Genomic DNA, 8,391 nt, shown 5'->3' with positions numbered 1-8,391 from the left:
GGCGTCAGCCGCGCCGGGTGCCGGGTCGCCCGTCGGGGCCGGCACCCGGCCCGGCGTCCGCCGCGGCCTCCCGGCCGGCGCCCGGACCCGCCTCCGGTGGGTGCTCTGCCCCGGAATCCGGGCCTCCGGTGGTCTCGGGCGCTTCGGTCGCCGGAGCGCCGCGCAGCTTCAGTCCGGCGTGGACCGCGCCCGCCACCAGCGCCACCACGGTGATCCCGAGCGCCAGCCCGTACCCCCGGTCGAAGGCCGAGGTGGCCGCGTCCAGCAGCGCGGCGCCCTCCGCCGGCGGGAGCGCGGCCGCTTCCGCGACGGCGTCGTCGAGGCTGCCGGCCGCCCGCTCCGACGCGCCGTCGGGCAGCTGCACGGTCGCCGTGTAGAGCGAGGTGAGAACGCTGCCGAGGACGGCGACCCCCGTCAGGCTGCCCAGCTCGTAGGAGACCTCCTCCACCGACGCGGCCATCCCGGCCCGGTGCGCGGGGGCGTTGCTGATGATGGCGACCGAGGCCGCCACCATCGCGGCGCCCTCGCCGACCCCCACAAGGACCAGCCCGGGCACCAGCCAGCCGTGGCCGGCGGGGGTGAGCAGCAGCAGGAGGGCGACCCCGATGGCGCCGACCGCCATCCCCCCGCTCAGCAGCGGACGCACACCCCAGCGGTGCAGCAGCGCGCCGCCCAGGATGCCGGCGGGCAGCGATCCCAGGGCGAAGGCGGCGACGATCAGCCCCGCCTCCAGCGGGGAGAGGCCGAGAACCAGCTGGAGCCGCTGCGTCAGCACCAGTTGGACGCCCGCGGTGGCGAACATCGCCAGTCCGGCGGCGATGACGCCGGTCATGATGCGGCGGTCGCGCAGCAGCGCGAAGTCGATGAGCGGGTACTCCTGGCGGTTCTGCCGCCGCACGAACAGCCAGAAGCCGACGGCGGAGACCAGCAGGGCGAGGGCGACCACCGGCAGCGAACGCGTCGGCTGCGTCACCTCCTTGACGGCGTAGACCAGGCCGACGAGTCCGGCCATGACCAGCAGCGAGGCGACCGGGTCCCAGGGCTTGTCGCCGCGGCCGCTGCTCTTCGGCGCGACCAGCAGGGTCGCCGCCAGCGCGGCGATCACCACCGGCACGTTGATGAGGAAGACGGAACCCCACCAGAAGAACTCCAGCAGCAGCCCGCCGACGATCGGCCCGAGCGCCGCGCCGCAGACCGCGACCGACCCCCAGACACCGATGGCGATGCCGCGCTCCCGCTCGTCGTCGAAGGTGGTGCGGATCAGCGACAGCGTCGCGGGCATCATCGCCGCGGCGCCGACCGCGAGCAGCGCCCGGGCGGCGATGAGGACCGCCGGGTCCGGGGCGAACGCCGCGAGCAGGGAGGCGGCACCGAAGACGACGAGGCCGATCAGGTACATCCGGCGGTGACCCACCCGGTCGCCGAGGGTGCCGGCGCCCAGGAGCAGTCCGGCCATGACCAGCGGGTAGGCGTTGATGATCCACAGCTTGGCCGAGGCGTCGGCGCCGAGGTCGGAGGTCAGGGTGGGCAGCGCGGTGTAGAGCACCGTCATGTCCACCGAGATCAGCAGCAGGCCGGCGGAGACGGTTGCCAGCACGGCCCAGCGGCGGCGTGGCGTCATGTCGTCCTCGTTCCCCGCGCGCACCGGGCGCGCGGTCGTCGTGTGATGCGGATACGGATGCGGATGCGGATTGCGGCCCGGCGGAGGGTTTCGGTGGCGCGTTCGGCCGCCAGCGGCCCCCCGCCGCGGGCCGCGGGAAGTCAGGGGGTGTCGTCGGCCGGCCGGGGCGGCGGGGCGTCGACCATGCCGGTGATCCGGCGGTACAGCTCGGTGCGGACGTCCTCGGGGAGGGTGGTGCCGCTGGTGGCCTCGAACAGCCAGGCGCCGTCGGCGGCGAGCCGGGCGAGGAAGAGGTCCATCCGGGGGTCGTCCGCCGAACGGGGCTCGGGCACCCAGCGGTTGGTCATCACCTGCCAGGGCTCCGCCATCGCCGCGTCGCCCGCCGCCTCGACGAGGAACGCCAGCTCGGCCTTGCTCACGCTCCCGTGGGCGTCGGCGCGCACGTAGGCGCGGGTGCGGGCCCGGTCGTCGGCCTCCGCGGGGGCGCCGCCCAGCTCGGTGAGGAGCTGCCCCTCCCAGGTGTCGACGAGGTGCTGCTGGATGGCGATGAGCAGCTCCTCCCGGGTCCGGAAGTGGTACATCAGGCCGCCCTTGGTCAGCCCCGCCTCCTCGGCGACGGACTCCAGGGTCAGCTGGGTGATGCCCTCGCGCTCCGTGACGCGGATCGCAGCGTCGAGGATCAGCGGTCGCGAACTCGGTCTCATGACTGTAACTGTACCATCCGGATGGCAAAGTTACGCAGGTAGAGCCAGTGCCCCCGGCCACGCCGCCCCGCGCCCTGCCCTCGGCGGCCGCCCGCTCGTATCCTCGGACGATGACCACTACTGACCAGTACCCGACCGCCAACGCCATGCGGCGAGCCCTGCGTCGGGCCGAGGACGGCGTCACCCTCGACGTGGCCGAGGCCGCCGTCCTGCTCCAGGCCCGCGGCGCCGACCTGGAGCGGCTGTGCGCCGCCGCGGCACGGGTGCGGGACGCCGGCCTGGCGGCCGCGGGCCGCCCCGGGGTCATCACCTACTCGCGCAACGCGTTCGTGCCGCTGACCCGGCTCTGCCGCGACCGCTGCCACTACTGCACCTTCGTCACCGTCCCCGGCCGGCTCCGCCGCGACGGCGCCGGCATGTACCTCAGCCCCGACGAGGTCCTGGAGATCGCCCGCCGCGGCGCCGACGCCGGCTGCAAGGAAGCGCTCTTCACCCTCGGGGACCGCCCCGAGGACCGCTGGCCCGAGGCGCGCGAGTGGCTCGACGCCCACGGCTACGACGACACCCTCTCCTACCTGCGCGCCATGGCCGTCCTGGTCCTGGAGGAGACCGGCCTGCTGCCGCACCTCAACCCCGGCGTCATGAGCTGGACCGACTTCCAGCGGCTCAAGCCCGTCGCCGCCTCCATGGGCATGATGCTGGAGACCACCGCCACCCGCCTGTGGTCCGAACCGGGCGGCCCCCACCACGGATCGCCCGACAAGGAGCCCGCCGTCCGCCTCCGTGTGCTGGAGGACGCCGGACGCTCCAGCGTCCCCTTCACCAGCGGCCTGCTCATCGGCATCGGCGAGAACCCGACCGAACGCGCCGAGTCCGTCCACGCGCTGCGCCGCGTCGCCCGCGCCTACGGCGGCATCCAGGAGGTGATCGTCCAGAACTTCCGCGCCAAGGCCGACACCGCGATGCGCGCCGTCCCCGACGCCGGACTCGACGAACTCGCCGCCGCCGTCGCCGTCACCCGCGTCGTCCTCGGACCCGGCGCCCGCATCCAGGCGCCGCCCAACCTCGTCGCCGGCGAGTACGCCCTCATGATCGGCGCCGGCATCGACGACTGGGGCGGCGTCTCGCCCGTCACCCCCGACCACGTCTCGCCCGAGCACCCCTGGCCCCACGTCGACGAACTCCGCGCCCGCACCGCGGAGTCCGGCTTCGACCTCGCCGAACGCCTCACCGTCTACCCCGAGTTCGTCCGCCGCGGCGAGCCCTGGCTCGACCCCCGGCTCCGCCCCCACGTCGCGGCGCTCGCCGACCCCGCCACCGGGCTCGCCCGCCCCGACGCCGCACCCCGCGGCCTGCCCTGGCAGGAACCCGACGAGCCGATGACCGCCACCGGCCGCACCGACCTGCACCGCACCGTCGACACCGAGGGCCGGAGCGGCGACCGCCGCGCCGACTTCGACGAGGTCTACGGCGACTGGGAGGCGCTGCGCGAGGCCGCCGCCCCCGGCATGGTCCCCGACCGGGTTCCCGGCCCCGCCACGGCACCCGAGCGGATCGACGCGGAGCTCCGCGCCGCCCTGTCGGTCGCCGCCGACGACCCGACCCGCCTCACCGACGACCAGGCGCTCGCCCTGCTCCACGCCGACGGCCCGGCACTGGACGCCCTCTGCGGCACCGCCGACGCGCTGCGCCGCGACACCGTCGGCGACGAGGTCACCTACATCGTCACCCGCAACATCAACTTCACCAACGTCTGCTACACCGGCTGCCGGTTCTGCGCCTTCGCACAGCGCCGCACCGACGCCGACGCCTACACCCTCTCGCTGGACCAGGTCGCCGACCGCGCCGCCCAGGCGTGGGACGTCGGCGCCGTCGAGGTCTGCATGCAGGGCGGCATCCACCCCGACCTGCCCGGCACCGCCTACTTCGACATCGCCCGCGCGGTGAAGGCACGGGTGCCCGGCATGCACGTCCACGCCTTCTCCCCGATGGAGGTCGTCAACGGCGCCTCCCGCACCGGGCTGTCGATCGAGGACTGGCTCACCGCGGCCCGCGAGGCGGGCGTCGACTCGCTCCCCGGCACCGCCGCGGAGATCCTCGACGACGAGGTGCGCTGGGTCCTCACCAAGGGCAAACTCCCCGCCGCCACCTGGCGCGAGGTGGTCACCACCGCCCACCGCCTCGGCATGCGCACCTCCTCCACCATGATGTACGGCCACGTCGACCAGCCCCGCCACTGGCTGGGCCACCTCCGCACCCTGGCCGACATCCAGCGGACCGCACTCGAAGCGGGCGTCCCCGGGTTCACCGAGTTCGTCACGCTGCCCTTCGTCCACACCAACGCGCCGGTCTACCTCGCGGGCATCGCCCGCCCCGGCCCGACCGCCCGCGACAACCGGGCCGTCACCGCCATGGCCCGCCTCCTGCTCCACCCCCACGTCACCAACATCCAGACCAGCTGGGTCAAGCTCGGCCCGGAGGGCGCCGCCGCCATGCTCCGCTCCGGCGCCAACGACCTCGGCGGCACCCTCATGGAGGAGACCATCTCCCGGATGGCCGGCTCCGCGTACGGCTCGCACATGACGGCGGCGGGGCTCCGGGGCATCGCCGAGGCCGCCGGGCGCCCCTCGCGGTCCCGCACCACCACCTACCAGGAGGTGCCCGCCGAACGGCTGCGCGCCGCCGAGGCGGCCGACGGCCGGCTCCCCGAACTCCTGCCGCTGCTGCCCGCCGAGTCGCCCGCCGCGGGCACGGGCGGCGCGAGCGGCCCGGCAACGGTGTGAGCCGGGCGGCCGACCCGGGGCGGCCGCGCGCCGCCCCGGACCGGCCCGCTCGGCCCGGAGTGCCGTCGGCGTGGCACGAAGTGGCGGCGCCACCCCTGACGTGCGGCGCGCCGCTGGCTTACGCTGCCGTGGTTGACGGACGAGGGAGGGCGCAGGAATGACCGGACCGGCGACCGGAGCGCTGTGGGGGCGCGCCGAGCAGCAGGACTTCCGCAGCCGGGTACGGGGATGTCTCCTGGGCGGCGCCATCGGCGACGCCCTGGGCGCGGGGATCGAGTTCGACTCGCTCGCCGAGATCCGCGACCGCCACGGGCCGGCCGGCGTGACCGACTACGTACCGGCCTACGGGCGCCGGGGTGCCGTCACCGACGACACCCAGATGACGCTGTTCACCCTGGACGGCCTCATCCGCGCCCACATCCGCCGCGACTCCGGCGCCTGGCACCCGCCCACCGACGTCCACGCCGCCTACCGCCGCTGGTACCGCACCCAGAACGACTGGGGACCGGACGAACGCCGCGCCGACGACGGCTGGCTGGCACGCCAGGAGTGGCTCTACGCCCGCCGCGCCCCCGGCAACGCCTGCCTCTCCGGTCTCGCCGACGACGTCCTCGGCACCGTGGAGAAGCCCAAGAACCCCAACTCCAAGGGGTGCGGCACCGTCATGCGCTCCGCGCCCTTCGGCCTGCTCGCCGGCTGGGAGCCGCAACTCGTCCTGCAACTCAGCGTCGAGTGCGCCAGTCAGACCCACGGGCACCCCACCGGCCAGCTCGCCGCCGGGGCGTTCTCCGCGATCGTCCACGGGGTCATCCGCGGCGACACCCTGGAGGGCGCCGTCCAGAAGGCGCTGGCGCTGCTCGCGACGCGCCCCGACCACCAGGAGACGACCGACGCGCTCCAGCAGGCGCTGGCCGCGGTCCGAGCCGGCGCACCGAGCCCGGAACGGCTCGCCGGGCTGGGGGAGGGGTGGGTGGCGGAGGAGGCCCTCGCCATGGGCGTCTACTGCGCCCTCGTCGCCCAGGACCTCCGCCACGGCCTGCTGCTCGCCGTCAACCACGGCGGCGACTCGGACTCCACCGGCTCGATCTGCGGCAACCTGCTGGGAGCGCTGCACGGGGAGACCGCGCTCCCGCCGGAGCTGCTGCCGGAGCTGGAGGGCCGGGCGACGATGCTCGAACTCGCCGACGACTTCACGCTGGAGATGACGCAGGGGCCCGCGCTCCACGGCCCGGGCGGCGCCGTCGCCGCCTGGCTGGAGCGCTACCCGCGGGGCTGACGCGGGCGGGGTGCGCGCGCCGCGCGAGCACACGCGCACCCCAGGGGCGGGCAGGGCCGGAGACACCGGCCACGACCCGCCCGCCGCACCGGGCCGGCGGCCCACCGCGTCAGCGGCGCGCCGGAGTGACGGCGCGGCCGGTCAGCGGCGCGCCAGGCTGCCGTCGCCCACCGCGGCGACGAAGCTGTTCCAGGAGCCGGGGACGAAGCCGAGGCGGGGGCCGGCGGGAGCCTTGGAGTCGCGTACCGCCAGTGCCTCCGGCGCGGGCGAGCACACCTCCACGCACGCCCCGTTGCCGCCCGAGTAAGAGGACTTCCGCCAGGTGTGCGTCCTACCGTGCTGAATTGCCATGACTTGCCTCCGGCTCCTTTCCAGGATTTCCCTGGTCTGTCGGTTCGCCGGCGGAAAGGGGGCCGGCAGCCCCTGCTGTACGTACTCGGCGTTCCGTCAGGACGCTTTCGCAGACCGTACTGGTCCGATGGGTCATGCCTTGCGTCTGATCACTCGACAAGGTGATATCCCGGTCCGGGGCTGCGTTCCGGTCATGGCTCGGTGTACTATCCGCGCCAACTCCGGCTCCCCGACTCGGAAATCGCCCGACGGTCTGCATTCCCTCGCGCCCGCCGCGCCATCCCGCGCCCGGGCTCCTGCCGGAAGCCGCCCCGCCAGGGCGCCGCACCACCCGGCGCAGCCGGGCGCACCGGGAACCACGCCCGCACGCGCCGACCCGGACGCGCGCCCGGGCGCACCTCCCCGGCCGGGCGAGGAGGGGGCGGGCCCGCGGCCGCGCGGCGGCGGACGTCCGCCGAATACGCCGGGGAGAGGGGGTGCCGTGCGTACGCGGCGCAATTCACGAGTTCGCGCGCGACTCGCTCTCGTCCGCTATCGCCCGCACGAAATCACGGGTCTTCTCGGGGCTGAGTGCCTGCGCACGGAGATGTTCGTACAGCACGCTGTAGTTCTGCACGTCGTGCGGCTTTTCGAGATAGAGGTCGTTGGTGACCCCTTCCAGATAAACCACCGTCGAGTCGTTGGCCTCGGGGAACTCCATTATCGCGTACTGCCCGTTCACGCCCGGGTGCGCCCCGGACTCGAACGGCATCACCTGGAGCGTGATGTGCGGCAGATCCGAGACCTCGACCAGATAACGCAGCTGCCGGGCCATGACGGCCGGGCCGCCCACCTGCCGCCGCAGCGCCGCCTCGTCCACGACCGCCCACAACCGCAGCGGCCGACGCTCGTCCCTCACCCGCTCCTGGCGCCGCATGCGCACCTCGACGCGGCGCTCGACATCGGCACGGGCCACCTCCGGCAGCGCGCCGGAGATGACCGCCGCGGCGTAGTCGGCGGTCTGCAGCAGCCCGGGCACCACCTGGGGTTCGTAGACCCGCAGCGAGGCGGCGTCCATCTCCAGTCCGATGTAGACGCTGTACCCCGGGGACAACTCCGCGAACGCGTGCCACCAGCCCTGCTGGCGCGACTCCCGCGCCATCTGCATCAGCGACTCCACCAGCCGGCGGTCCCGCACCTCGTAGACGCCGCACAGGTCGCGCACGTCCCGCTGCGAGATGCTGCGACGCCCGTTCTCCAACCGGCTGATCTTCGACTGCGAGACCAGCAGGCGGTCGGCGACCTCCTCCGCGGTCATGCCGCGGTCCTCGCGGAGCCTGCGGAGCTCCTGGCCGAGTCTGCGCCGCCGGACCGTGGGATTGACGTTGCCCGCCACGGACAGTCCACCTCCGTAGATCATGTGACTACCGATCACGAGACTGCCACCTGACCCCCTCTGCCCGCTGCCGAACGCGGACACTCCACCCGGCTCACACACTCCGCCGGGCTCACCGGTGCGCACGGCCCGGCGCGCGGCGGTGAGTACGACGCCCGGCGTGCGGTGGGCGGCGTGCGGTGGGCGGCGTGCAGAGAGGACGCGTCGGCGACGGGTCGGGCCGGGCGGGGGCGTCCGCCGCTGTCGCCGCGGCCCGGCGAGGAACCGGGCCACGGCGACAG

General features: G+C 74.6%; 6 protein-coding genes. 2 read left to right on the top strand and 4 right to left on the bottom strand.

What is annotated here, in order from left to right:
- Window positions 1-4: 4 nt before the first annotated feature.
- Both HCN56_RS21255 and HCN56_RS21250 read right to left on the bottom strand, forming a co-directional pair.
- Complete coding sequence (locus HCN56_RS21255; protein ID WP_167973549.1) at window positions 5-1,621, bottom strand: MFS transporter; 1,617 nt, start codon at window positions 1,619-1,621, stop codon at window positions 5-7.
- A 140-nt stretch (window positions 1,622-1,761) separates the two neighbouring features.
- Entirely contained in the window at window positions 1,762-2,325 is a 564-nt protein-coding gene (locus HCN56_RS21250; protein ID WP_167973547.1) for a TetR/AcrR family transcriptional regulator, read from the bottom strand.
- A gap of 110 nt (window positions 2,326-2,435) precedes the next feature.
- On the opposite strand from HCN56_RS21250, the gene HCN56_RS21245 reads away from it, so the two are divergent.
- Both HCN56_RS21245 and HCN56_RS21240 read left to right on the top strand, forming a co-directional pair.
- A complete protein-coding gene (locus HCN56_RS21245) occupies window positions 2,436-5,108 on the top strand; it encodes a bifunctional FO biosynthesis protein CofGH (RefSeq protein WP_167973545.1) in 2,673 nt (890 codons plus the stop codon).
- Between the two features lie 157 nt (window positions 5,109-5,265).
- Window positions 5,266-6,384 carry an ADP-ribosylglycohydrolase family protein gene (locus tag HCN56_RS21240; protein ID WP_167973543.1) on the top strand — a complete coding sequence of 373 codons (1,119 nt, stop codon included), beginning with the start codon at window positions 5,266-5,268 and terminating at the stop codon, window positions 6,382-6,384.
- 141 nt (window positions 6,385-6,525) lie between these two features.
- Here HCN56_RS21240 and HCN56_RS21235 read toward each other — a convergent pair whose 3' ends face one another.
- Entirely contained in the window at window positions 6,526-6,735 is a 210-nt protein-coding gene (locus HCN56_RS21235) for a DUF397 domain-containing protein (RefSeq protein WP_167973541.1), read from the bottom strand.
- Between the two features lie 499 nt (window positions 6,736-7,234).
- Window positions 7,235-8,110, bottom strand: a complete 876-nt coding sequence (locus HCN56_RS21230) for a helix-turn-helix domain-containing protein (protein ID WP_167973551.1) — start codon at window positions 8,108-8,110, stop codon at window positions 7,235-7,237.
- Window positions 8,111-8,391 lie beyond the last annotated feature (281 nt).

This window comes from Streptomyces lonarensis (assembly GCF_012033735.1).
Taxonomy (GTDB): Bacteria; Actinomycetota; Actinomycetes; order Streptomycetales; family Streptomycetaceae; genus Streptomyces; species Streptomyces lonarensis.
The sequence above is the reverse complement of the archived record's forward strand: the minus strand, read 5'-3'. Positions and strand labels throughout refer to the sequence as shown.